The organism is Tsuneonella aeria (assembly GCF_009827495.1).
Classification (GTDB): domain Bacteria; phylum Pseudomonadota; class Alphaproteobacteria; order Sphingomonadales; family Sphingomonadaceae; genus Tsuneonella; species Tsuneonella aeria.
Window position 1 is genome coordinate 348,781 of record NZ_WTZA01000001.1, and the last position, 21,718, is coordinate 370,498.

Genomic DNA, 21,718 nt, shown 5'->3' on the forward strand with positions numbered 1-21,718 from the left:
GGTGGCGGGCAATTCAGTCGCGATCAATCCGGCCGAAATTATCCCGCGCGCAATGTACGAATGGCGGCCACCACGCATGGTATCGGCGGGGGCGGCAGCAGGCGTGACGGCGCTTGTCGTAGCCCTGCTCGTCCATGGCTTCGGAGTGGAGCATCGCGCGCAGCCTGTCCCGGCGCTGGTCTCGGTCGCCTTCAGCGAGACGCCGCCCCCGCCCAGGCCCAGGCAGCGGGCAGAGCAGCGCCGGGCCCGCAAGCCCGCGCCCAGGGACGATGCGGGCGTGCGTAACCTGCGCAATCGCGCCACCCCTGTTGTCGCGCCGCCTGTGACCCCGCTGATCGTCCCGCCGCCGATCGTCGCCGCAACCGAGGCCGATGCCGGCAGCGCTGCGCAAACCGGGGCGGCCGACCTTCCCGGGCCCGGCCGCGGGGCGGGGCTGCATGGCGATGGGCCAGGCGGCGGCGGCACGGGCGGGGACGGGGACGGGACCGGCGATGGAGAGCCCGTGCGCGGCCCGCGGCGCATCTCCGGGCGGCTGTCGTTCGCGGACCTGCCCGATGGAGTCCTCTCCGAAGGGCAGGAAGCCGCCGTCACCGTGATCTTCGCCGTGGGGCCTGGCGGGCGCGTGAGCGGCTGCCGTGCGGACGAATCGAGCGGGATGGTCCCTCTAGACAGCCTGACCTGCCGCCTGATCGAGCAGCGCTTCCGCTATCGCCCCGCCACCGATCGTAACGGGCGGCCGGTCGGCGCGATGGTGCGCGAAACCCACTGGTGGATCGCGCGGCCCGAATAGCTGGGCGTGTTCAGGGTTCGGCGTAGCCGAGCACGCGCATCTCCAGCGTTCCCGTCCGCGGATCGGCCGGAAGGAAGACGCCGCCGTTGTGCTTCGAATGGGCGGGCACGTAATCGAGCGCGACCGTGCTGACCACCGGCGGCTCGCCGGCCAGCTCCAGGGACGCCTCGATCTCCACGTTCGCGGCCGTGCGCCCCGAAAGGTTGCGCGCTTCGAACTCCACGACGTAGCCGCCCCCGGTCGGGGTGACGTCGCCGGCCTCCACCACGACCACCGGCACGGCGACGCCTTCCTGGCGCGTGGCCTCCCAACCGATGAATCCCACGAGGCCCACGGTCAGCAGCAGGCCGATAGAGCCCGCCAGGATCGCGAGCGGCGGCAGGCGGTCGTGTTTTCCTTCGTCTTCTTTCATTGCTGCTCCTAGACGACGAGACGCGCGCTACCGGCGCCGAGCGCCGCGGGGAATCCCAGCACGGCGGTCATCATCGCGATGGGCCCCAGCGCCATTCCATTGGTCCACCCGAAGGTCCACAGGACATAAAGGCTGACGAGCAACGCGATCCCGTATCCCGCCATCGTGAACACCAGGATGCCGGTCAGGCTGTTCATGCCTTCGGGCAGCTCATGCTCCCCCTTGAAATCCAGCGCATAGACGAACGCATGGAGGACCAGCAGCGAAAACACGACAAGCGCCAGGGCATGCCAGGGCGTCATCATGAATGCGATCGACATCATCTCTTCGGTAGGGGCGAGATTGAACGCGATGAACAGCGCGCCCACCACCATGAGGAATAGCTCCGTCGCGTAGGAGTCCTCCACGTCCAGCGCATCCTCGCCATCGCCCTCGTCGGCGCGCGCTCCGAGCTGCCCGCGGGCGAGCGCGGCGCCGATGCTGGCCGGAACGGCCTCGATGGCGATCTTACCGAGAATCTCGCTTGCCGGCATTCCCGACGCGATCACCCCCAGCAGGAACAGGATGAGAGCCGAGGCGACAATCCCTGTGCCGAGTGCGGTGAAGGCATCGACGACATCTTCCAGGATTCCGCCATCGGTACTCCTGAACCCCACGATGCGGCAGAGAGGCACGAGCAGCACGAACGCCGCGAGCAGGAGTAGAAGCAGGCGCCCCCGGTCCACGTAGAAACCGAGCCACCACATCTCCATCGTCATCAGCATCGGAAGCGCGAAGATCAGCGCGCCGGCAAAGGCGCGGGCGAGGCCCTTGGCAAAGTCGCGGTTGCTGTGGGAGGCGGCGGAACGGGCGTTCATGTCGCCAATAACCCGGGCGCGCCCGGTTGTTTCCAGCGGAACGTCCCGCGCCCGCAGAGGTGTGAAGAAATGGTCGGGGAAAGAGGATTCGAACCTCCGGCCCCTGCCTCCCGAAGACAGTGCTCTACCAGGCTGAGCTATTCCCCGACCGATCTTGCCCACCGCAGCCGAAGCGCGAAGGTGGGCGAGGCAGGCGGCGGCCTATAGGGAGGGGATGGCGGGGTGGCAAGCCGGCAATTCGCGCAGTAGGGACAGGGCCATGGCCAGTGCCTTTCCGCGCAGCGATTCTCCCGGCAGTTCTCCCGGCGATACCCATCCGGAACAGCAATACCTCGACCTGATGCGGCGTATCTGGGAGCAGGGGTCGGAGCGGATCGACCGCACGGGGGTGGGCACGCGTTCCGTCTTCGGCGCCACCTTGCGCTTCGACCTGGCGGGCGGGGCGATGCCGCTCATCACCACCAAGCGGGTGTACTGGAAGACGGCGACGCGCGAATTGCTGTGGTTCCTCACCGGCGAAACGAACATCCGGCCCCTGGTGCTTCAGGGCGTCCACATCTGGGACGACTGGCCCCATGCCCGTTACGTGCGTGAGACCGGTGACGACATCGCGATCGCCGAATTCGTCGAACGTATCGCCGCGGACGAAGCGTTCGCCGGCAATTGGGGCGATCTGGGGCCGGTGTACGGCAAGCAATGGGTCGACTGGCCGACCTGGCGCTATCGCGCCGACGGTCTCTACGAGCCGGGCGAAGGCATCAACCAGGTGGCCGCGGTGGTCGAATCGTTGCGGAACAATCCGGGCAGTCGCCGGCACATCATCGAAGGCTGGAACGTCGCGGAGCTTGACCGCATGGCCCTGCCGCCGTGCCACAAGACCTACCAGTTCCACGTCGCGGACGGGAAGCTCAACGGGTTGCTGTACCAGCGCAGCTGCGATGTCGCCCTGGGCCTGCCGTTCAACTTGTGGTCGGCCGCGCTGCTGCAGCGGATGCTGGCCCAGCAGACGGGTCTGGAACCGGGGGAGTTCGTCTGGATGGGCGGCGACGTGCACCTTTACCTGAACCATGCCGACCTCATCGAACAGCAGCTCGCCCGCGCGCCGCAAGGCGCTCCGCGGCTCGAGCTGCTGCGCCAGCCGGACAGCATTTTCGACTACGCTATCGAAGATTTCGCGGTCATCGATTACACGCCGCTTGGCCCACTCAAGGCGCCGGTGGCCGTGTGACGGCGCTTTCTTGACTCCGTGACCGGCTTTGAAATAAAATAACGCCGACGTAAAAGATTGCTTCTGACGCGGGAGAGCGTGAATGGCGGACGAAATGTCCAGCGGACCGGGGCAGGCGGGCCACAACCGCCCTGCGCTGCAGTTCTATGTTCCCGAACCGAAATTCCGTCCCGGCGACACGGTCGATTTCTCCGACTTGCGCATCAGCCGCCCGGGTGAACAGGCGCGGCCCGACGAAACATGTGCGCCGATCGACACGCAGGGCTTGGCCAACGATCTCATCCGCGTGCTGGGCGATGACAACGCCGCACACGGACCGTGGGACCCGAAGCTCGGCCCCGAGACCTTGCGCCAGATGCTGCGGACGATGGCCCTGACGCGCGCCTTCGATGAACGGATGTACCGCGGGCAGCGGCAGGGCAAGACCAGCTTCTACATGAAGTGCACCGGGGAAGAGGCGACCAGCGTGGCCGCCGGGATGGCGCTTGCCGCCGATGACATGGTGTTCCCCAGCTATCGCCAGCAGGGCATCCTGATCGCGCGCGGATATCCCCTGGTTGAGATGATCAACCAGATCTACTCCAACCGCGGGGACAAGCTGAAGGGGCGCCAGCTGCCCATCATGTATTCCAGCCGGGCGCACAGCTTCTTCACCATAAGCGGCAACCTGGCGACGCAGACGCCGCAGGCGGTGGGCTGGGCGATGGCCAGCGCGATGCGCAGTGACAGCCGGATCGCCGCGACCTGGGTGGGCGAAGGGAGCACGGCGGAAGGGGACTTCCACGCCGCCTGCCTGTTCGCCGCCGTCTACAACGCGCCGGTGATCCTCAACGTCGTCAACAATCAATGGGCGATCTCCAGCTTTTCCGGTTTCGCTGGCGGGGAGCGGGCGACCTTTGCCGCGCGCGGGGTCGGCTACGGCATCGCCAGCCTGCGGGTGGACGGGAACGACGCGCTGGCGGTCTATGCGGCGGAGCAGTGGGCCGCCAATCGGGCGCGGGCCAACGGCGGCCCCACCGTGATCGAACATTTCAGCTACCGCGCCGAAGGGCACTCCACCTCCGACGATCCCAGCCAGTATCGCAGCGCGCAGGAACGCAACGAATGGCCGCTGGGCGATCCGATCACGCGGTTGAAGGACCACCTGATCCACCTCGGCGAGTGGGACGAGGATCGGCAGCAGCAGCTCGACCTCGACTGCGCGGAGCAGGTGAAGGCCGCCACCAAGGAGGCCGAGAAGAACGGCGTCCTCGGCCACGGCATGCACCACCCGTTCCACACGATGTTCGAAGACGTATTCGAGGAACTCCCCTGGCATCTGGAAGAACAGGCCGCCCAGGCTATCCGCGAAAGGAAGATCAAGTGGCCACAAGCCTGATCGACGACGCCCCCGTCGGCCTGGCCGACGCGCCGGCGCGGAACATCAACATGATCGAGGCGATCAACGACGCGCTCGACATCATGCTCAGCCACGATCCCACGGTTGTCATCATGGGAGAGGACGTCGGCTACTTCGGCGGCGTGTTCCGCGCCACCGCGGGCCTGCAGGAGAAGCACGGCAAGAACCGCGTGTTCGATACGCCGATTTCCGAATGCGGCATTATCGGCGCGGCGGTCGGCATGGGCGCATATGGCCTGCGCCCCGTCCCCGAAATCCAGTTTGCCGACTACATCTATCCGGGGATCGACCAGCTCATCAGCGAAGCGGCGCGGCTTCGGTACCGCTCTGCCGGCGAATATATCGCGCCTATGACGGTGCGCAGCCCCTTCGGCGGCGGCATCTTCGGGGGGCAGACTCACAGCCAGAGCCCGGAATCGCTGTTCACCCACGTCGCCGGGCTCAAGACCGTGATCCCCAGCACGCCCTACGACGCCAAGGGCCTGCTGATCGCGGCAATCGAGGATAACGATCCGGTGATCTTCTTCGAACCGAAGCGGATCTACAACGGCCCCTTCAGCGGTTACTACGACAAGCCGGTCGAACCGTGGAAGAACCACGCCGACAGCCGCGTGCCCGAAGGATACTACAGCATCCCGCTCGGCAAGGCGCGCACCGTGCGCGAGGGCGACGCGCTGACGGTGCTGACATACGGCACGATGGTCCATGTGAGCGAGGCGGTGTGCCGCGAGAAAGGCGTCGATGCCGAAATCATCGACCTGCGCACCCTGGTTCCGCTCGACATCGCGGCGATCGAGGCTTCGGTGGAAAAGACCGGACGCTGCCTGATCGTGCACGAGGCCACGCGCACCAGCGGCTTCGGCGCGGAGCTCAGCGCCCTCGTGACCGAACGCTGCTTCTATCACCTGGAGGCACCCGTCGAACGGGTGACCGGGTTCGACACGCCATATCCGCACAGCCTCGAATGGGCCTATTTCCCCGGCCCGGTTCGCATCGGCGAAGCAATCGATTCGATTTTGAAAGCCTGATCCGATGGCCCGTTTCACATTCAAGCTCCCCGACATCGGCGAAGGCATCGCCGAGGCCGAGATCGTCGCCTTCCACGTCAAGCCGGGCGACCGGGTGGAGGAAGACCAGCAGATTGCCGACATGATGACCGACAAGGCCACGGTTGAGATGGAAAGCCCCGTCGCGGGCACCGTCGTGGAGGTCGCAGGCGAAGTCGGCGACGTGATCGCGATCGGCTCCATGCTGGTGGTGATCGAGACCGAGGGCGAAGTCGCCGGGGACGCGGCGCCGGCGCCCACTGCGGAGGTGGTCGAGGAACGGATCGAGGTGGAGAACCCCGACGCCTCGGATGCCGACGCGGCGATTGCGCAAGTGGCCGCCCCGGACGAGTCGGTGCCCGAGCCGGTTTCCTCTCCCGTTCGCCCCAAGCCTGTCGAAGGATTGTCCTCCTCTCCGAAGGCAGCGCCGACGAAGCAGGATGACGGTTCTGCCTCAGGGGGCATTTCGCAACCGACGAGCCCGGCACGAACGGGAAGCGGCGCCAGGGTTCTCGCCACCCCGGCCGTGCGCCAGCGCGCGCGCGATCTTGGCATCGATCTTGCCGAAGTCCGGCCGGGCGAGGAGGGGCGCATCCGCCATGCCGACCTCGATGCCTTCATCTCCTACGGCGCGGCGAGCGGCCACGCCCCGGCAGGCAGCGCTCGCCCGGACGAGGCGATCAAGGTCATCGGCCTGCGCCGCCGCATCGCGGAGAACATGGCCGCGGCCAAGCGCAACATCCCGCACTTCACCTACGTGGAGGAATGCGACGTCACCGAGATGGAGCGGCTGCGCGAACAGCTCAACGCGGCGCGGGGGGAACGGCCCAAGCTCACGATGCTGCCGCTGCTGATCGCCGCGATCTGTCGGACGGTGCCGGAGTTTCCCATGATCAACGCGCGGTATGACGATGACGCGGGCGTGGTGACGCGCCACGGCGCGGTGCACCTCGGCATGGCGACCCAGACCGACGGGGGCCTGATGGTGCCCGTGATCCGCGATGCGCAGGCGAAGAACCTGTGGCAGCTGGCAACGGAAATCCGCCGCCTTGCCGATGCTGCGCGCGATGGTTCGGCGAAGTCCGCCGAGTTGTCGGGATCGACGCTCACCGTCACTTCGCTCGGCCCGCTCGGCGGCGTGGCGACGACGCCCGTTATCAACCGGCCCGAGGTCGCGATCATCGGCCCCAATCGCATCGTCGAACGCCCGATGTTCGTGCCCGACGGCATGGGCGGCGAGCGGGTGGAGAAGCGCAAGCTGATGAACATCTCCATCAGCTGCGATCACCGCGTGGTCGATGGGTGGGATGCCGCGAGCTTCATCCAGGCAATCAAGCGCCTGATCGAGACGCCGGCGCTCCTGCTGGTGTGAGAGACGCACTTCAACGTCAAAAGAGAATTCTCTTTGACACGCGATTGCACCATCTTTTGCGGAAAAGTGGGGATCGGCTAGACCCGCTGGCATGATCACCGATCCGCGCATCGACGCCTACATCGACAAGGCCGCGCCCTTCGCGCAGCCGATCCTGGTCCATCTGCGCAAGGTCGTCCATTCGGCGATTCCGCAGGTGGAGGAGGGCATCAAGTGGGGCATGCCGCACTTCATAACCGGCGGCAGGAACGTCGCAGGGATGGCGGCTTTCAAGGCGCACTGCGCGTTCGTTATTCACGGGGACGGGCGGCAGGGCGCCAAGGACACCGAAGGGATGGGCCGGTACGGCAAGATCGCCTCCCTCGCCGATCTACCTCCCGAAGAGGAACTGGTCGCCACGCTCCGCCTCGTCGTAGAAGAGGCGGGTAAAGCCCGCAAAAGACTAGGAAAACCACCCGCTGAAGCGGAACTGTCAGTCCCCGACGACTTGGCCGCGGCACTCGCCGGAAACGCGGCGGCGGCGGATCATTTCGCCGCCTTCACCGCGGCGCAGCGGCGCGATTACATCGCGTGGATCACCGATGCGAAGCGCGCGGAAACCCGCGCCCGGCGGCTGAAGGACACCATCGCCTGGGTCGCCGAAGGAAAGCGGCGCAACTGGAAGTACGAGAAGCGCTGAGCGGGCGGCCCGCGCCTAGCGAACGATCGCCTTGTAGGTCAGGCGTCCGCTGGTGGCACTGGCGGGCACGCGCATCCGCAGGTGCGTCACGTCCTCCGCCGACGCGAGACGGTTGCCGAGGCGCAATTCGCCGAGCTGGCCCCAGGTACGCCCGCCATCGATGGAGACTTCCGCCGCGTCGCTCCCGGCGCGCTGGAACGCCAGCGGCCGCGGCACCGCGCTCTCGACGACGTATCCCTTTGCGGACGGCGCGGCCGTCCATGCGACCATCAGCACCACCTTGTCGCCCTTGCGCAAGGTCGTCGCAGGCTCAAGGGCGCGCACCCCTTCCACCTGGCGCTCAATGAACACCGCGCGATCGATATCGACCGCGGCCGATGCGCCAGCAGCGCTTGCCATTGCGCATGCAAACAGGGCTGCCTTGAGCCCGAGATTCCTCGCCGATCGCATTGCAATTCCCCCCATTCGCCCGTTGCCGGGCCGGGGGTCTTTTGCCGGCGATATGGTTAATTTTGCGTAGAGCAAGATTGCGGCAAAAAGCAGCGGTACGGGCGGTTGACAGCCCGCGGATGACCCCTTAGTGGCGCGGCTCCCAAGCGGTGCGAACCCCTTTTGCGCGGGTGTAGCTCAGTTGGTTAGAGTGCCGGCCTGTCACGCCGGAGGTCGCGGGTTCGAGCCCCGTCACTCGCGCCACTTGGGACTTCTCTTCACGCTGTGATCGCTGGCGGCAGTGTTTGTAACGCTAGCGCAGGCTCAACCCCAGCGGCCGGTTTCCATCCAGATCAGGAAGCGCCGCAGGGGCAGCAGCCAGGCCAGCCCCAGCGCCAGGTAGACAGCCGACTGCGCCAGCCCGTTCCAGTCACCGATCAGCGATGGGACGTATCGGGCCACCACGAGCGAATAGACGCCGATGAGAAACAGGAGCGCCAGGAGCCCGAGCGGGATGCGTAGTGTCGGTTCGGTCCTCATGCGAAAGGACCATAAACACGCGTCGGCGTGACCACGGCGGTCAGCGGGTGATCGTGCGCCTCGCTCGGGAGTTCGTCTGCCAACTGGATATCCCAGGCGAGCCCGATCGCGATCGTGCCGGGATGGGACTCCAGCCACCGGTCATAGTGCCCGCCGCCCTGGCCCAACCGCGCACCGTCGGCTGTGAACGCGACAAGCGGCACGATCAGCACGTCCGGCGTTACTTCCGGCGCATCGACCCGCGGTTGCAGCAGGTTGAACGGACCGGTCTCGAGATCGCTCTCCCCGTTGGGATCGGTGTGGAGCGCGAATGCCATGGGCGCATCGCGGGCCGCGAAGCGGGGCAGGGCGATTGCGTGCCCGTTCTCTTGAAAATGCCGCGCATAGGCGCCCGCCGGCGCCTCGTCGGGACCGGCCCGGTAAAGCCCGACTGTTGCGCCCGGTGTGATCAGGCGGGCCACCGTAGCGGGAGGAACGCGAAAAAGCAGGGCCCGCGTGGCATCGGGCAGGGCGGCCACGTGCCGGCGCCGCTGGGCCTTCAAATCCCGGCGCAGCGCCGCCTTGTCGAGCACAGTATCGGTCATGCCTGCCTGTTAGCGATGGTGTGGCGGAACCACCATGGGTCGTTGCCCCAAAATCCTCTGACGCCGAACGTCAGGCGGGGACCATATACCCCGGTTCCCGGGACGAACCCGGTAGCCAGGGCAGGGACAGCCCCCAGGATGTGCTTATAGCCCCAGGGATTTTCGATGCGGCTCGTGCCGGGCAGCCCCGCCGCACCCAATCTAGGTGTTGGGCCGGCCGCTCTCAAGCTTGTCGGCACATTCTTCCAGCATTTGCGCCAGTCGTTCGAGGGCCGGGGCAAGGTCAGCCATCTGCGGCGCCTGATCCGCAGTGCCGAGCGCTTGCACGTGGGCCGCCAGCTCGTCGCGCTCGGACGTAACGGATGCAAGCCTGGATGACAGGTCTTCGGCGTGTTTCCGCGCCGCTGCCAGTTCGCCCTGGAGCGCTTCGTTAACGGACGCCGCCCGCGCCGGTTCGTCGCTTTGCCGGGTTCGGGCGGCTTCCATCTCACGCTCGGCATTCGCGCCATCCCTGTCTTCGGCCGCGTGCGGTTGGTGCGCTTCGTCGGCAAGAATGAGGGCCGCGAACAGCAGGTTCTGCGCTTCGTGCCCCGAGAGGTTCCCGAGCGCGACCAGCTTGTCACTGACAAGCGCACCCAGCCGTATCACGCGGTCTTCCTCGCCCGCCGCGCACGCCACGCGAAATATCCGGCCGCCGACGGAAAGTGCGACTTCGCTCATGATTCCATCTCGGCCAACAGGGCGTCGATCTCGCCGATCGTCTGCGCGACCGTCTCGCGAAGCGATTCGTGCCGCTCCACCAGCGCCGTGACCGATGGCTGCTCCGCGCCGGCGGGGGGGCGCGGCTGATCGGCAGCGGCGGCAATCCGTGCGAGCGCACTTTCGATCCGCTGGACTGCGGCTTCGGTCCTGTTCGTTTCCATGGCCGCGGATTTACCGCATTTCAGCGCAAGAGCAAAGATTTGCTGCCGCGAGTTGACAGATCGTCTGCACAAACGGGCGGGTGATCGATCGGTCCGCTTGCCTTGACCTTGCTCCGGGGGTCCGCGAAGGGGGCCGCGCGCGCCCGAATCGCACCTTTCTGGTCAGGAGCATTGCCGAGATGACGCTGGATACCGCCCGCCTGGCGCCGATGGCCAACGCCATTCGCGCGCTGTCCATGGATGCGGTGCAGGCGGCCAATTCGGGCCACCCCGGAATGCCGATGGGCATGGCCGACGTGGCGACCGTGCTCTGGTCCAGATATTTGCGTTTCGATCCGAGCGCACCGGACTGGGCGGATCGCGACCGCTTCGTGCTGAGCGCCGGGCACGGATCGATGCTGATCTACAGCCTGCTCCACCTGTCTGGCTACGCCTCGCCCACTATCGAAGACATTCGCAATTTCCGCCAGCTTGGCAGCGTGTGCGCCGGCCATCCGGAAAACTTCCTGGTCGACGGCATCGAATGCACGACCGGGCCGCTCGGCCAGGGCCTTGCGATGGCGGTTGGCATGGCGATGGCGGAGCGGCATCTCAACGCCGTCTATGGCGACGCGCTGGTCGATCATCGCACCTGGGTCATCGCGGGTGACGGGTGCCTGATGGAAGGCGTGAACCACGAAGCGATCGGCCTTGCCGGTCACCTCGCCCTGGGCCGCCTGAAGGTGCTGTGGGATTCCAACCGCATCACGATCGACGGATCGACGGATCTTTCCACCTGCGAGGACATTCCGGCCCGCTACCGCGCGGCCGGATGGCACGTGCTGAAATGCGACGGACACGATTTTTCGGACATCGACCGCGCGCTGGCAGAGGCAGCGCGTCTCGACGATCGCCCTGTGCTAGTCGAATGCCGCACGGTGATCGGCAAGGGCGCCCCGAACAAGCAGGGAACCAGTGCCGTCCACGGCGCAGCGCTGGGCGACGAGGAAGTGGCCGCAGTGCGCGAGCACCTGGTCTGGACGTCGGAGCCTTTCGTGATCCCCGACGAGATCATGGTCGACTGGCGAGCGACCGGCGATCGCGGCAAGTCCGCCCATGTCGAATGGCGATCGCGCCTCGACAGCAGCTCCGCGCGGGCCGATTTCAGCGCACGGATGGCTGGCGACCTTCCGGCCGACACCGGCCTCGCCGACTATATCGAAGGCCTGTTGGCGGACCCGAAGAAGGTCGCCACCCGCAAGGCGAGCGAGATGGCGCTGGAGGTGCTGACCGCGTCTGTTCCGGCCATGATCGGCGGTTCGGCCGACCTTACCGGTTCCAATAACACCAAGACCAAATCGACCCGCCCGCTGACCGCGAACGATTACGCCGGGCGTTATGTCTATTACGGCATTCGCGAATTCGGCATGGCCTGCGCGATGAACGGCATGGCGCTGCACGGCGGCGTCGTACCTTACGGCGGTACGTTCCTGATTTTCAGCGATTATTGCCGAAACGCCGTGCGCCTCAGCGCGCTGCAGCAGACCCGCGCGATCTACGTCTTCACGCATGACAGCATCGGCCTGGGCGAGGACGGGCCGACGCATCAGCCGATCGAGCAGTTGATGAGCCTGCGGCTTATCCCCAACCTCAATGTGTTCCGCCCGTGCGACGCGGTTGAGACTGCGGAGTGCTGGGCCCTCGCGCTTTCGAGGCCCGAGACGCCTTCGGTTCTCGCGCTCAGCCGGCAGAACCTGCCGCAATTGCGCACCCAGGGCGGGATGCTTTCGTCAAAGGGCGCATACCGTTTGCGCAGCGCCAGGGCTCCGCGCAAGGTCGTGCTGATCGCGACCGGTTCGGAGGTCGAGGTGGCCGTGGCCACGGCCGACGCGCTCGAGGCCGAGGGCATCGGCGCGGACGTGATCTCGATGCCCTGCATGGAGTTGTTCGAGGCGCAGGACGCGGCCTACAAGGCCGATCTGCTGCCCGATCTCCCGCCGGAAGAGTTGCTGCGCGTCTCGATCGAAGCGGGCGCCACGCTGGGCTGGGAACGCTATACCCGGGGCAATGGCATCCAGATAGGTCTCGACCGTTTCGGCGCGTCGGCCCCGGCGGAAGATCTCTACGCGCGGTTCGGCATCACGAGCGATGCGATCGTCCCGCAAATCAAAGCAAAACTAGGCATTTAGCAGGAGCTTCTAACAATGGCGACCAAGGTTGCGATCAACGGTTTCGGGCGTATCGGGCGGCTTGTCGCGCGCGCCATCCTCGAGCGGACCGATCACGATCTGGAGCTGGTGTCGATCAACGACCTGGCCGACACCAAGTCCAACGCGCTGCTCTTCGGTTTCGACAGCACGCACGGCCGCTTCCCCGGCACGGTGGAGACGGACGGTAACGACCTGGTCGTGAACGGTCGCCGGATCCACGTGACGGCGGAGCGCGATCCCGGCAACCTTCCGCACAAGGCGAACGGCATTGACCTGGTGCTTGAATGCACCGGTTTCTTCCAGTCGGACGAGGCGAGCCGCCCCCACCTGTCGGCCGGCGCCAAGCGCGTGCTGATCTCCGCCCCGGCGACGGGTGTTTCGAAGACCATCGTGTTCGGCGTCAACCAGGACAGCCTGACCGCCGACGACGTGATCGTCTCCAACGCAAGCTGCACCACGAACTGCCTGGCGCCGGTGGCCAAGGTCCTGCACGAGGCGATGGGCATCGAGCGCGGTTTCATGACCACGATCCACAGCTACACCAACGACCAGCGCATGCTCGACCAGATCCATTCGGACCTGCGGCGCGCGCGCGGCGGGGCGCAGAACATGATCCCCACCACGACCGGCGCGGCGCGGGCGGTGGGCCTCGTTCTGCCGGAGCTGAAGGGCAAGCTGGACGGCAGTTCGGTGCGGGTGCCGACGCCGAACGTGTCGATGATCGACCTCGTCTTCACGCCGGGTCGCGACACCTCCGCCGAAGAGATCAACGCCGCGCTGAAGGCCGCCGCCGATGGCCCGATGAAGGGCGTGCTGGACTACACCGACAAACCGCTTGTTTCGAGCGATTTCAATCACTACCCGGCGTCTTCTACCGTTGATTCTCTTGAAACCGCCGTGCTCGAGAGCAAGCTTGCCCGGGTGGTCAGCTGGTACGACAACGAGTGGGGCTTCTCTAACCGCATGATCGATACCGCCGGGGTCATGGCCCGGCTGATCTGACCTCACGGCCGCGCAGTGGGCGTGTCAAAGAGAATTCTCATTGAGAGCGGAACGATACATGAAGCAGTATAGAACGCTCGACGATCTGCCAGACGATCTGCGCGGCAAGGTCGCGCTGGTGCGCGTCGATCTCAACCTGCCGATGATCGAAGGCCGGGCAAGCGACGTGACCCGGGTGGAGGCGAGCGCGCCGACGATCCTGGAACTGGCCGATGCCGGGGCCAAGGTCCTGCTGCTCGCCCACTTCGGCCGGCCGAAAGGCGCGCGGAGCTCGGTGATGAGCACCAGCATTGTGCAGGGTGATGTCGAGCGGGTGCTGGGCCGCGAGATCATGTTCATTCCCGAGGTGATGGGCCCCGTGGTCGAACAATCGATCGGCATCCTGCGCGATGGCGACATCGGCCTGCTCGACAACGTGCGCTTCTGGCCGGGCGAGGAGGCAAACGATCCGCTGTTCGCGCAAGGCATGGCGGCGCACGGCGACATCTACGTCAACGACGCGTTTTCCGCCGCGCACCGGGCGCATGCCAGCACGGAAGGGCTGGCGCATCTCCTCCCCGCATACGCAGGGCGGGCGATGGAGAAGGAACTGCGCGCGCTCGATGCCGCGCTCGGATCGCCGGAGCCCCCGGTGGCGGCCGTGGTCGGCGGCGCCAAGGTATCGAGCAAGCTCGCCGTGCTGGAGAACCTGGTCGGGCAGGTGCAGCACCTCATCATCGGCGGCGGGATGGCCAACACGTTCCTCGCCGCGCGCGGGGTGAACGTCGGTAAGTCGCTGTGCGAACACGATCTTGCCTCGACCGCCAACGCCATCCTCGACGCAGCCGACCACGCAGGATGCACGGTGCACCTGCCCTATGACGTCGTCGTGGCGAAGGAATTCGCCGCCAATCCGCCCAGCCTGCGTACCTGCAACGTGCACGAGGTGGCGCCCGACGAGATGATCCTCGACGTGGGCCCCGCCGCGGTCGAATCGCTCGCCGACGTGCTGAAGACCTGCCGCACCCTGGTGTGGAACGGCCCTCTGGGCGCGTTCGAGACCGCGCCGTTCGACACCGCGACCGTCGCACTCGCCCGCACCGCCGCGGCGCTCACCCAGGACGGCAGCCTGATTTCCGTCGCGGGCGGCGGCGATACCGTGGCGGCGCTGAACCACGCCGGCGTGGCGGAGCAGTTCTCCTACGTCTCTACCGCCGGTGGGGCGTTCCTCGAATGGATGGAGGGGCGCGAACTGCCCGGCGTGAAGGCGCTGGCACAGGATCGGGCGGCGTGAGCGAACAGGTCCCGCCGGCCGATGAAGGCGTCGGCGCCGGCAGCCACCTGATCCCCGTCAGCGAAGGCGAGTGGGCCGGCTGGGCGAGCTGGGAGGACGATCCGTTCGAGGATCTGGTCGGCCCTTATTACCAGCGGCAGGAGCCGGGCGGGGCAATGGTCCTCGCCTTCCGTGCCGAGCCGCGCCACATGAACGGCGGCGGGTTCATGCACGGCGGCAATATCCTGACCTTTGCCGATTCCGCGCTGTTCACGATCGCCCGGCACGAGATGGCGGGGAGCCACGGGGTCACGCTCCACCTTGCGGGGGACTTCCTCAACCCGGTGCCCGTGGGCGCGCTGGTCGAGGCACGCGGAGAGGTGACACGGGGCGGCGGCAAGACGGTGTTCGTGCGCGGCATGGTGACTGCTGACGGCACGCCCGCGCTGAGCTTCACGGGCATCATCCGCAAGGTCGGCAAGCGCGCCTGAGGGCGGCTTGCGAGGGTTACCGGGGCTAGCTATGGCCCGGCCCAAATTCGCATGCGCATTCGCATGCACAGTCGCTTGAACAGGCAGGGAAGCACGATGAACCATCAGGAAATGACCGACCGTATCGCCACCGGCCAGGGCTTCATCGCGGCCCTCGACCAGTCGGGGGGATCGACCCCCAAGGCGCTGGCCGGCTACGGCGTCGAAGAAGGCGCGTGGAACGGCGATGACGAGATGTTCGCCCTGATCCACCAGATGCGCAGCCGCATCGTGGAATCCCCCTGCTTCGGCAACGGCAAGGTGATCGGCGCGATCCTGTTCGAAAAGACGATGGACGGGGAAAGCGGCGGCAAGCCGGTGCCGGAACGACTGGCCGAGCGCGGCATCGTGCCGTTCCTGAAGGTCGACAAGGGCCTTGAGGACGAGGTGAACGGCGCGCAGCTGATGAAGCCGATGCCCGATCTCGAAAACCTTCTGGCCCGCGCCAAGGCCAAGGGCGTGTTCGGCACCAAGATGCGCAGCGTCATCAAGTCGAACGATACGGCCGGTATCAAGCAGGTCGTCCGCCAGCAGTTTGCGGAAGGCGCGCGGATCCTGGCCGCCGGCCTCGTCCCGATGCTGGAGCCGGAATACGACATCAAGGCGCCCGACCGGGCGGAAGGCGAGATCGTCCTGCGCGACGCGATTCTGGAAGGGCTCGACGCGCTTCCCGCGGGGCAGCAGGTCATGCTCAAGCTCTCGATCCCGGTGGAACCCAACCTCTACAAGCCGCTGATCGATCACCCCGCCGTGCTGCGCGTGGTCGCATTGTCCGGCGGGTATTCGACCGACGAGGCGTGCGAGAAGCTCTCCCAGAACGAAGGCATGATCGCCAGCTTCAGCCGCGGCCTGTTGCAGGACCTGCGCCACCAGCAGTCGGACGAGGAATTCGATTCGACGCTGGGCGCGGCGATCGACAAGATCCAGGCGGCCAGCGTCGCCTGACGGAGTGCGCGGGCCCGCTGCCGGTCAGCGGGCCACCAGTCAGCGGGCTTCGTAGACGAAGCGATAGTCGCGCAAAGGCATCTCCGCCTGCGTGGTTTTTTCCGGGCGCACGCTGACGAGGGCGAGCACCTTGCCGTGCGTGCCGTACGGTTCGCCCAAGGTCAGATCGGCGTTGTCGGCCCAGCCTGCGCCGCTGATCCGCGTGCGCACGACCACGCGCCCGGCCCAGACGCAGCGGGCATTCATCGGGCAGCGGCTGTCCTCCACCAGCGCGGTCGGCGTTACCGAAAGATCGCCGACCTGCACCGCGACGCCCAGGGGCACGGCATACCCCTGCGGCTGCGGCGGCGTGGTGTCGGGCGGCGGGATCACCGCGCAGGCGTTGAGCAGCAGGGCGGGCAGGATGACGCTGAAGGATCGCATGGCGGCGATAACGCACGGTCATCGCTTGCGGTTGCCTGAATGGCCGCTACCTGTCGGCGCATGACCGGCTGCCAGCTCTATCTCATATCCCCTCTCAATGTCGGCGGGGCCTTTCCCGAACGGCTCGAACGCGCGCTCGGCGCGGGCGACGTCGCCGCGTTCCAGTTTCGTGTGAAGGACGTCGACCAGCACGCCGCTGCGCGCCTTGCGGAACCCTTGCAGGCATTGTGCGCCGCGCACGATTGCGCCTTCATCGTCAACGACAGTGTGGCGCTGGCCAAGCGGCTGGGGGCGGACGGCGTCCACCTCGGCCAGTCCGACGGCGACGTGCGGGATGCGCGCGCGATGGTCGGGCGCGACATGCAGATCGGCGTCACCTGCCACGATAGCCGCCACCTGGCGCTGGAGGCGGGGGACGCCGGCGCGGACTATGTCGCGTTCGGAGCATTCTTCCCCAGCAGCACCAAGGCGACCGAACATCGCCCCTCGCTCGAGCTCCTCACCTGGTGGCAGACGATGGTGGAGCTGCCGTGCGTCGCGATAGGAGGCATCACCCCCGATAATTGCGGGCCGATCCTGCGCGCCGGCGCCGATTTCCTCGCCGTGTCCGCAGCCGTGTGGGACGGCGACCCGGCGGAAAACGTGCGCCGTTTCCACGCGACGATCCGCGACAACCCGTTCGAGGCGCCAAACGGCGACTGAGCCCGGATATTTTGGCCGGTTCGTCCGTTGTCCAACGCGAGGGGCGGGACGCGTCCCGTGTAACGAGGGACAAATATGCGCACAATTTTTGCCGCCGCTTCGCTGCTCGCACTGGCGGCATGCGGTTTCAACGGTACCGACCGCTATGCCGAGGACGGTTCCGCCGACCGGGAAGCCAACGCCACGACCGAAAGCCTGGCCGACAGCATGGCTTCGCACGACGGCGGCGACGCGGCCTCCGACATTCCCAACATCCCTGATACCGAAGCGCGGCCGATCATGCAGGCGCAGGTTGTGCTCGACCGCCAGGGCTTCGGCCCCGGCGTGATCGACGGCAAGATGGGCATGTCCACCACGAACGCCCTGCGGGGTTTCCAAGAAGCCCATTCGCTGTCGGTGACGGGTGAACTGGACGAGCCGACCAAGGCCAAGCTGGCGCAGTGGCAATCCATCCCCGCCACCCGCGTCGTGCGCATACCGGCGGATTGGGGCACGCTGAAGTACGCCCGCATCCCCGAAGATGCCGCCGACCAGGCCAAGATGGAGCGGCTCGGGTACGAAAACCTCGATGAAAAGCTGGCCGAACGCTTCCACACCACGGTCGATGTGCTGAAGGCGCTGAACCCGGGGGGGCGCCCGGCGGGCATGACCGAGGGTTCCATGCAGAGCCCCGTAAGGCAGGGGACCGGGCCCGCGACGCCCGGCGCTTCGCCCAGTGCGAGTGGCAGCCCGGCCGACCGCGCGACAGCCTCGCCATCGCCCACCCCGTCAGCGAGCGGAACGGAAGGGGCGAACACGGCGCCGCTCCCGTCCACCTTCGCGGCCGGCCAGCTTATCCGCGTGCCCAACATCGGCGGCGACCGCATCGCGCCGGGTGCCGTGGACGATCCCGACTGGCAGCAGACCCTGCAAAGCCTGGGCGTCGGGACCGAGCAGCCGAACGTCGAACGGATCGTCGTCTCCAAGAGCAAGGGCACACTGAAGGGCTATGACCAGGCGGGCAAGCTGCTGGTGCTGTTCACCGTCACCTCGGGCTCAAGCAAGGATCCGCTGCCGCTCGGCAACTGGAAGATAAACGGCGTCGCGCGCAATCCCACCTTCGCGTACAATCCCGAACTGTTCTGGGACGTGCCCGACCACGAGGAAAAGCAGCAGCTTCCCCCGGGGCCGAACGGCCCGGTCGGCGTGGTGTGGATCGATCTCGACAAGGAACACTACGGCATTCACGGCACGCCCGAACCGCAGACGATCGGCCGCGCGCAGTCGCATGGCTGCGTCCGCCTGACCAACTGGGATGCGGCGCGCCTGGCGCAGATGGTGAAGCCCGGCACGAAGGTCGTCTTCGAGGCCTGAGGGCACGATGGGCGCGCTCGACCGGGCATTGACGATCGTCATCACGGCCACGCTGACATCGGCGGTGTGGTTCCTGGCCGGCGGCACGATCGTCGATCGCCTGCGCGGCGGACACGCGGGGTGGAGCCTGGTCGGCGCGCGCGCCGTGCCGGCCCGCCCCGCTGCCAGGCCTGCGCCTGAAGCGAGCGCTCCCGGTGCGGTGGCCGTGCGCTCCGGGTCGCTGGTGATCCCGGTGGCCGGCACGACTTCGGGCGAACTGGTCGACACGTTCAACGCGCCGCGGGGCGGCGGCACCCGCACGCACGAAGCGCTCGACATCCTGGCGCCCGAAGGCACGCCCGTCCTCGCCGCAGCGCCGGGGCGGGTCGAAAAGCTGTTCTGGTCGGACGCCGGGGGCAAGACGATCTACGTCCGGTCGGCCGACGGGCGGACGATCTACTACTACGCCCATCTCGTCGACTACGCGCCGGGCCTTGCGGAAAACCAGATCGTCACCGCGGGGCAGCGGCTGGGCGGGGTGGGGGTGACGGGCAATGCCGATCCCGCCGTGCCGCACCTCCATTTCCAGATCCTGCGCACGACCCCGGCCGCGAAATGGTGGGCGGACGCGACTCCGGTCAACCCCTATCCGTTGCTGACAAAACGCTGATCAATCCGCAGCGGGCCCGGATCGCACGCAGCGCATGCGCGCCAGCGGCCCTTCCAGATTGGTGCGTTGCAGGACGCGCGGGCCGCTCAGCCTGAAGAGTGCGCCGCGCATCGGGCCGCGGGTGAAGACCACGTTCTTGCCCATGCGCAAGTACGTGCCCTTGCCGGTTTCGGACACGTAGCTCGACCCGTTGATCACATCGAACCACGCGCCGTCGACGGGCACCGACGCGGGGCCGGCGGCGTCGCCGGGCAGTTCGCACAGATAGCGGCCGTGCGGCAGCGTGCCGATCTTGCCCGTCATTTCAGGCAAAACCGCCCCCGCGCCCGCCGGCCAGGCGAAGGCGGCGAACACGGGGCAGGCGAACAGGATAAAGCGGCGCGCGGGCATGGCCGCCACGCTAGCATCGGCGGACCGCGTTCACCAGCACCTTGCCCCCCGCCGCCGGGGAAGCTAGAGCGCGGCGCGCGGCGCCCGTTCCCAACCGGTGATGCGGCCCATCCCAATCAAAGGCTCTTTCCAGCATGAAGATCTCCGGCGTGGACATCCGTCCCGGCAACATCCTCGAATACGAAGGCGGCATCTGGAAGGTTGCCAAGATCCAGCACACCCAGCCCGGCAAGGGCGGGGCCTACATGCAGGTCGAAATGAAGAACCTGCAGGACGGCCGCAAGACGAACGTGCGCTTCCGCAGCGCCGACACGATCGAGCGGGTGCGCCTCGACCAGAAGGAATTCCAGTACCTCTACATGGACGGCGATAGCCTCGTGTTCATGGACAAGGACAGTTACGAACAGATCAACCTGCCGGCCGACCTCCTGGGTGATGCCGCCGCGTTCCTGACCGACGGGATGGACGTCACGCTGGAACTGTGGGACGAACGCCCCATCTCGGTCGCGCTGCCGGATCAGGTCGAAGCCACGATCGTGGAAGCCGACGCGGTGGTGAAGGGACAGACCGCCAGTTCCAGCTACAAACCGGCCGTCCTCGACAACGGCGTGCGCGTGATGGTGCCGCCGCACATCGAAAGCGGTACGCGCATCATCGTCGACGTGTACGAGCGGACATACGTCGGCAAGGCGGGCTGATCGGCCATGGCTGCTGTTTCGGGCCTGATCCGCGTGATGGAAAAGGCCGCGCGCAAGGCGGGCGGCCGGCTGCGGCGCGACTTCGGCGAGGTCGAGCACCTCCAGGTAAGCCGCAAGGGCCCGTCGGACTTCGTCTCGAAGGCCGACCAGATCGCCGAGCGGACGATCTATGACGAACTGCTCCACGCGCGGCCCGACTGGGGCTTCGTGATGGAGGAAGGCGGGACGATCGAAGGCGATCCGGGCAAGCCCCGGTGGATCGTCGATCCGCTGGACGGAACATCCAACTTCCTCCACGGAATCCCGCACTTCGCCATCTCGATCGCGGTGCAGGAACCGGCGCTGGACGGCAGGGGCCCTGACGGTTCGGGCTGGGGCGAGGTGACCGCGGGTGTCGTCTACCAGCCGATCACCGACGAAACCTTCTGGGCGGAAAAGACCCGCGGCGCATGGCTCCACGACGCGCGCCTGCGCGTATCGAGCCGCCGCCACATGTCGGACGCCCTGATCGCCACCGGCATCCCTTACGGTGGGCACGGCGACTTCGGCGAATGGAGCCGGATCTTCGCAGCCATCGGCCCGCAGGTCGCCGGCATCCGCCGGTTCGGTTCCGCCTCGCTTGACCTCGCATGGGTGGCAGCCGGCCGCTTCGACGGGTTCTGGGAGAGTGATCTTGCCCCGTGGGACACCGCTGCCGGGTGCCTGCTGGTGCGCGAAGCCGGCGGTTTCGTCTCCGACTACCGCGGACGGTCGCTGCCCATCTGCGACAGCCAGGTCCTGGCGGCGACCGACGGCCTCCATTCCAAGCTGCACAAGGCATTGGCGACCGCGCTCAAGAACTGAGCACGCTTGCGGCGGCACCCCGCTGCCGCTATCCGGCTGCGCGCCGGTGCGAGCCCCCGTGGTGGAATTGGTAGACGCGCTCGACTCAAAATCGAGTTCCGCAAGGAGTGCCGGTTCGACTCCGGCCGGGGGCACCAGCGCATTTCGTTCGTATCGAATTCAGGCCGGTGACGCGCCGGTTCCAGCCCGCATCGCACTCGTCAGACGCAGGAAATTCGACGACCGCCGGGGAGAGGGTCCCCGACGGCCGTCTCTCCTCCCCAGGAGATTATGGATCACGCGGTCAGGTGTACGTGCCCAGCCGGTGATGCAGCGCGTTGATCCTTGCCAGCTCGTCGCGGTCGTCCAGCGTGCGGGCATAGGCGGTCAGCGCCGTGCGCAGCAGCTTGAAATCGGCGGTCGAGAGGAGCGCCCTGGCGCGGCCCGGTTCGCTCGCGCCGGTGGTGCCGGTCTCTTCGGTGGTCGTGGTCATCGTCTCGCTCC

Annotated in this window: 26 protein-coding genes and 3 tRNA genes; 18 read left to right on the forward strand and 11 right to left on the reverse strand. The window is 67.0% G+C overall.

Annotated features, from left to right (window positions below):
* Position 1 precedes the first annotated feature (1 nt).
* Entirely contained in the window at positions 2–790 is a 789-nt protein-coding gene (locus GRI40_RS01705; protein WP_337190465.1) for an energy transducer TonB, read from the forward strand.
* 10 nt (positions 791–800) lie between these two features.
* Here the strand turns inward: GRI40_RS01705 and GRI40_RS01710 are convergent, their stop codons facing one another.
* From GRI40_RS01710 to GRI40_RS01720, 3 genes are all read right to left on the reverse strand, one after another.
* Positions 801–1,202, reverse strand: a complete 402-nt coding sequence (locus GRI40_RS01710) for a hypothetical protein (protein ID WP_160609744.1) — start codon at positions 1,200–1,202, stop codon at positions 801–803.
* Between the two features lie 8 nt (positions 1,203–1,210).
* Positions 1,211–2,059 carry a TIGR02587 family membrane protein gene (locus GRI40_RS01715; RefSeq protein WP_160609745.1) on the reverse strand — a complete coding sequence of 283 codons (849 nt, stop codon included), beginning with the start codon at positions 2,057–2,059 and terminating at the stop codon, positions 1,211–1,213.
* A gap of 70 nt (positions 2,060–2,129) precedes the next feature.
* A tRNA-Pro gene (locus tag GRI40_RS01720) sits at positions 2,130–2,206 on the reverse strand.
* A gap of 112 nt (positions 2,207–2,318) precedes the next feature.
* On the opposite strand from GRI40_RS01720, the gene thyA reads away from it, so the two are divergent.
* The 5 genes from thyA to GRI40_RS01745 all read left to right on the forward strand — a co-directional run bounded on the left by thyA (position 2,319) and on the right by GRI40_RS01745 (position 7,783).
* Positions 2,319–3,287 (forward strand): thymidylate synthase, encoded by a 969-nt coding sequence (thyA, locus tag GRI40_RS01725; protein WP_160609746.1) that lies wholly within the window; start codon positions 2,319–2,321, stop codon positions 3,285–3,287.
* Between the two features lie 82 nt (positions 3,288–3,369).
* Positions 3,370–4,665 (forward strand): 3-methyl-2-oxobutanoate dehydrogenase (2-methylpropanoyl-transferring) subunit alpha, encoded by a 1,296-nt coding sequence (locus GRI40_RS01730; RefSeq protein WP_160609747.1) that lies wholly within the window; start codon positions 3,370–3,372, stop codon positions 4,663–4,665.
* A gap of 50 nt (positions 4,666–4,715) precedes the next feature.
* Positions 4,716–5,714, forward strand: a complete 999-nt coding sequence (locus GRI40_RS01735; protein WP_202390209.1) for an alpha-ketoacid dehydrogenase subunit beta — start codon at positions 4,716–4,718, stop codon at positions 5,712–5,714.
* Positions 5,715–5,718: 4 nt separating this feature from the next.
* Positions 5,719–7,104, forward strand: coding sequence for a dihydrolipoamide acetyltransferase family protein (locus tag GRI40_RS01740; protein ID WP_160609748.1), 1,386 nt, complete (start codon positions 5,719–5,721; stop codon positions 7,102–7,104).
* 91 nt (positions 7,105–7,195) lie between these two features.
* Positions 7,196–7,783, forward strand: a complete 588-nt coding sequence (locus GRI40_RS01745; RefSeq protein ID WP_160609749.1) for an iron chaperone — start codon at positions 7,196–7,198, stop codon at positions 7,781–7,783.
* 15 nt (positions 7,784–7,798) lie between these two features.
* Here the strand turns inward: GRI40_RS01745 and GRI40_RS01750 are convergent, their stop codons facing one another.
* Positions 7,799–8,182, reverse strand: coding sequence for a hypothetical protein (locus tag GRI40_RS01750; protein ID WP_160609750.1), 384 nt, complete (start codon positions 8,180–8,182; stop codon positions 7,799–7,801).
* Positions 8,183–8,399: 217 nt separating this feature from the next.
* Here GRI40_RS01750 and GRI40_RS01755 point away from each other — a divergent pair.
* Positions 8,400–8,476 (forward strand) — tRNA-Asp (locus GRI40_RS01755).
* A gap of 60 nt (positions 8,477–8,536) precedes the next feature.
* Here GRI40_RS01755 and GRI40_RS01760 read toward each other — a convergent pair.
* The 4 genes from GRI40_RS01760 to GRI40_RS01775 form a co-directional block, all read right to left on the reverse strand.
* Positions 8,537–8,752, reverse strand: a complete 216-nt coding sequence (locus tag GRI40_RS01760) for a DUF2842 domain-containing protein (RefSeq protein WP_160609751.1) — start codon at positions 8,750–8,752, stop codon at positions 8,537–8,539.
* The gene (locus tag GRI40_RS01765; protein ID WP_160609752.1) at positions 8,749–9,336 is read right to left on the reverse strand and encodes a 5-formyltetrahydrofolate cyclo-ligase; all 588 of its coding nucleotides are present in this window, start codon (positions 9,334–9,336) and stop codon (positions 8,749–8,751) included. Before GRI40_RS01765 ends, GRI40_RS01760 begins: the two co-directional genes overlap by 4 nt.
* Before the next feature lie 201 nt (positions 9,337–9,537).
* Entirely contained in the window at positions 9,538–10,056 is a 519-nt protein-coding gene (locus GRI40_RS01770) for a cell division protein ZapA (RefSeq protein WP_160609753.1), read from the reverse strand.
* Positions 10,053–10,259, reverse strand: a complete 207-nt coding sequence (locus GRI40_RS01775; protein ID WP_160609754.1) for a hypothetical protein — start codon at positions 10,257–10,259, stop codon at positions 10,053–10,055. Before GRI40_RS01775 ends, GRI40_RS01770 begins: the two co-directional genes overlap by 4 nt.
* A 179-nt stretch (positions 10,260–10,438) precedes the next feature.
* Here GRI40_RS01775 and tkt point away from each other — a divergent pair, with 179 nt between their 5' ends.
* The 5 genes from tkt (at position 10,439) to GRI40_RS01800 (ending at position 16,177) form a co-directional block, all read left to right on the forward strand.
* Positions 10,439–12,427 carry a transketolase gene (tkt, locus tag GRI40_RS01780; RefSeq protein ID WP_160609755.1) on the forward strand — a complete coding sequence of 663 codons (1,989 nt, stop codon included), beginning with the start codon at positions 10,439–10,441 and terminating at the stop codon, positions 12,425–12,427.
* Between the two features lie 15 nt (positions 12,428–12,442).
* The gene (gene gap, locus GRI40_RS01785) at positions 12,443–13,450 is read left to right on the forward strand and encodes a type I glyceraldehyde-3-phosphate dehydrogenase (RefSeq protein ID WP_160609756.1); all 1,008 of its coding nucleotides are present in this window, start codon (positions 12,443–12,445) and stop codon (positions 13,448–13,450) included.
* Between the two features lie 58 nt (positions 13,451–13,508).
* On the forward strand, positions 13,509–14,723 hold the full coding sequence (locus tag GRI40_RS01790) for a phosphoglycerate kinase (protein ID WP_160609757.1): 1,215 nt from the start codon (positions 13,509–13,511) through the stop codon (positions 14,721–14,723).
* Positions 14,720–15,193, forward strand: a complete 474-nt coding sequence (locus GRI40_RS01795) for a PaaI family thioesterase (RefSeq protein ID WP_337190466.1) — start codon at positions 14,720–14,722, stop codon at positions 15,191–15,193. The genes GRI40_RS01790 and GRI40_RS01795 overlap by 4 nt, the downstream gene beginning before the upstream one ends.
* A 96-nt stretch (positions 15,194–15,289) precedes the next feature.
* Positions 15,290–16,177, forward strand: coding sequence for a fructose bisphosphate aldolase (locus GRI40_RS01800; protein WP_160609759.1), 888 nt, complete (start codon positions 15,290–15,292; stop codon positions 16,175–16,177).
* A 39-nt stretch (positions 16,178–16,216) separates the two neighbouring features.
* On the opposite strand, the gene GRI40_RS13620 is transcribed toward GRI40_RS01800, so the two are convergent.
* On the reverse strand, positions 16,217–16,600 hold the full coding sequence (locus tag GRI40_RS13620; RefSeq protein WP_202390322.1) for a hypothetical protein: 384 nt from the start codon (positions 16,598–16,600) through the stop codon (positions 16,217–16,219).
* A gap of 39 nt (positions 16,601–16,639) precedes the next feature.
* On the opposite strand from GRI40_RS13620, the gene thiE reads away from it, so the two are divergent.
* The 3 genes from thiE to GRI40_RS01815 all read left to right on the forward strand — a co-directional run bounded on the left by thiE (position 16,640) and on the right by GRI40_RS01815 (position 19,304).
* On the forward strand, positions 16,640–17,302 hold the full coding sequence (gene thiE / locus GRI40_RS01805) for a thiamine phosphate synthase (RefSeq protein ID WP_160609760.1): 663 nt from the start codon (positions 16,640–16,642) through the stop codon (positions 17,300–17,302).
* A 75-nt stretch (positions 17,303–17,377) separates the two neighbouring features.
* Positions 17,378–18,655 carry a L,D-transpeptidase family protein gene (locus GRI40_RS01810; RefSeq protein ID WP_160609761.1) on the forward strand — a complete coding sequence of 426 codons (1,278 nt, stop codon included), beginning with the start codon at positions 17,378–17,380 and terminating at the stop codon, positions 18,653–18,655.
* A 7-nt stretch (positions 18,656–18,662) separates the two neighbouring features.
* Entirely contained in the window at positions 18,663–19,304 is a 642-nt protein-coding gene (locus GRI40_RS01815) for a M23 family metallopeptidase (RefSeq protein ID WP_160609762.1), read from the forward strand.
* Here the strand turns inward: GRI40_RS01815 and GRI40_RS01820 are convergent, their stop codons facing one another.
* Positions 19,305–19,694: an elongation factor P gene (locus GRI40_RS01820; protein WP_160609763.1), complete on the reverse strand. Its 390-nt coding sequence runs from the start codon at positions 19,692–19,694 to the stop codon at positions 19,305–19,307.
* Between the two features lie 134 nt (positions 19,695–19,828).
* Between GRI40_RS01820 and efp the strand changes: the two genes are divergently transcribed.
* The 3 genes from efp (at position 19,829) to GRI40_RS01835 (ending at position 21,372) form a co-directional block, all read left to right on the forward strand.
* Positions 19,829–20,392 carry an elongation factor P gene (gene efp / locus GRI40_RS01825; protein WP_160609764.1) on the forward strand — a complete coding sequence of 188 codons (564 nt, stop codon included), beginning with the start codon at positions 19,829–19,831 and terminating at the stop codon, positions 20,390–20,392.
* 6 nt (positions 20,393–20,398) lie between these two features.
* Positions 20,399–21,235 carry an inositol monophosphatase family protein gene (locus tag GRI40_RS01830; protein WP_160609765.1) on the forward strand — a complete coding sequence of 279 codons (837 nt, stop codon included), beginning with the start codon at positions 20,399–20,401 and terminating at the stop codon, positions 21,233–21,235.
* A 52-nt stretch (positions 21,236–21,287) separates the two neighbouring features.
* A tRNA-Leu gene (locus tag GRI40_RS01835) sits at positions 21,288–21,372 on the forward strand.
* A gap of 146 nt (positions 21,373–21,518) precedes the next feature.
* Here GRI40_RS01835 and GRI40_RS01840 read toward each other — a convergent pair.
* Positions 21,519–21,707, reverse strand: coding sequence for a hypothetical protein (locus GRI40_RS01840; protein ID WP_160609766.1), 189 nt, complete (start codon positions 21,705–21,707; stop codon positions 21,519–21,521).
* Between the last annotated feature and the right edge of the window lie 11 nt (positions 21,708–21,718).

Coding starts and splice junctions, on each gene's coding strand:
- GRI40_RS01710 (WP_160609744.1), bottom strand. CDS start 1,202: ATGAAAGAAGACGAAGGAAAACACGACCGCCTGCCGCCGCTCGCGATC.
- GRI40_RS01715 (WP_160609745.1), bottom strand. CDS start 2,059: ATGAACGCCCGTTCCGCCGCCTCCCACAGCAACCGCGACTTTGCCAAG.
- thyA (WP_160609746.1), top strand. CDS start 2,319: ATGGCCAGTGCCTTTCCGCGCAGCGATTCTCCCGGCAGTTCTCCCGGC.
- GRI40_RS01730 (WP_160609747.1), top strand. CDS start 3,370: ATGGCGGACGAAATGTCCAGCGGACCGGGGCAGGCGGGCCACAACCGC.
- GRI40_RS01735 (WP_202390209.1), top strand. CDS start 4,716: ATGATCGAGGCGATCAACGACGCGCTCGACATCATGCTCAGCCACGAT.
- GRI40_RS01740 (WP_160609748.1), top strand. CDS start 5,719: ATGGCCCGTTTCACATTCAAGCTCCCCGACATCGGCGAAGGCATCGCC.
- GRI40_RS01745 (WP_160609749.1), top strand. CDS start 7,196: ATGATCACCGATCCGCGCATCGACGCCTACATCGACAAGGCCGCGCCC.
- GRI40_RS01750 (WP_160609750.1), bottom strand. CDS start 8,182: ATGGCAAGCGCTGCTGGCGCATCGGCCGCGGTCGATATCGATCGCGCG.
- GRI40_RS01760 (WP_160609751.1), bottom strand. CDS start 8,752: ATGAGGACCGAACCGACACTACGCATCCCGCTCGGGCTCCTGGCGCTC.
- GRI40_RS01765 (WP_160609752.1), bottom strand. CDS start 9,336: ATGACCGATACTGTGCTCGACAAGGCGGCGCTGCGCCGGGATTTGAAG.
- GRI40_RS01770 (WP_160609753.1), bottom strand. CDS start 10,056: ATGAGCGAAGTCGCACTTTCCGTCGGCGGCCGGATATTTCGCGTGGCG.
- GRI40_RS01775 (WP_160609754.1), bottom strand. CDS start 10,259: ATGGAAACGAACAGGACCGAAGCCGCAGTCCAGCGGATCGAAAGTGCG.
- tkt (WP_160609755.1), top strand. CDS start 10,439: ATGACGCTGGATACCGCCCGCCTGGCGCCGATGGCCAACGCCATTCGC.
- gap (WP_160609756.1), top strand. CDS start 12,443: ATGGCGACCAAGGTTGCGATCAACGGTTTCGGGCGTATCGGGCGGCTT.
- GRI40_RS01790 (WP_160609757.1), top strand. CDS start 13,509: ATGAAGCAGTATAGAACGCTCGACGATCTGCCAGACGATCTGCGCGGC.
- GRI40_RS01800 (WP_160609759.1), top strand. CDS start 15,290: ATGAACCATCAGGAAATGACCGACCGTATCGCCACCGGCCAGGGCTTC.
- GRI40_RS13620 (WP_202390322.1), bottom strand. CDS start 16,600: ATGCGATCCTTCAGCGTCATCCTGCCCGCCCTGCTGCTCAACGCCTGC.
- thiE (WP_160609760.1), top strand. CDS start 16,640: ATGGCCGCTACCTGTCGGCGCATGACCGGCTGCCAGCTCTATCTCATA.
- GRI40_RS01810 (WP_160609761.1), top strand. CDS start 17,378: ATGCGCACAATTTTTGCCGCCGCTTCGCTGCTCGCACTGGCGGCATGC.
- GRI40_RS01815 (WP_160609762.1), top strand. CDS start 18,663: ATGGGCGCGCTCGACCGGGCATTGACGATCGTCATCACGGCCACGCTG.
- GRI40_RS01820 (WP_160609763.1), bottom strand. CDS start 19,694: ATGCCCGCGCGCCGCTTTATCCTGTTCGCCTGCCCCGTGTTCGCCGCC.
- efp (WP_160609764.1), top strand. CDS start 19,829: ATGAAGATCTCCGGCGTGGACATCCGTCCCGGCAACATCCTCGAATAC.
- GRI40_RS01830 (WP_160609765.1), top strand. CDS start 20,399: ATGGCTGCTGTTTCGGGCCTGATCCGCGTGATGGAAAAGGCCGCGCGC.
- GRI40_RS01840 (WP_160609766.1), bottom strand. CDS start 21,707: ATGACCACGACCACCGAAGAGACCGGCACCACCGGCGCGAGCGAACCG.